At 59.5% G+C, this 252-nt stretch carries 1 protein-coding gene; it reads right to left on the bottom strand.

What is annotated here, in order from left to right:
* Positions 1 to 232, bottom strand: a 232-nt coding sequence (locus JNB91_RS30645) for a hypothetical protein (protein ID WP_220329147.1), incomplete at its 3' end; no start/stop codon positions are given.
* Between the last annotated feature and the right edge of the window lie 20 nt (positions 233 to 252).

The raw sequence follows: 252 nt of genomic DNA, 5'->3' as shown, positions 1-252 counted from the left end.
GACGTGATGCGGTGCTGCGCAGCCGGAATGGCTCCGCACCGCAACCCGCCGCTACCGCCCCAAATACAGCAACCCAAAACCGCTGGAGCGAACTCAAAACTGGATAAAACTTGGGGGCAAGGTCAGGATGTCCCGACACCATCAGTTCCAGTAGGCGCAGTTCCAGCCCCGACAACGCTTTGCCCGGTACTCCCGTTGCTGCCAGCGAATGTGTTAGATTCAGTTCAGTCACCGGAGACCTTCGCGTGCAGG

Source organism: Aliirhizobium wenxiniae, assembly GCF_019511445.1.
Classification (GTDB): Bacteria; Pseudomonadota; Alphaproteobacteria; order Rhizobiales; family Rhizobiaceae; genus Neorhizobium; species Neorhizobium wenxiniae_A.
This window is presented reverse-complemented; position numbering and strand designations above follow the sequence as displayed.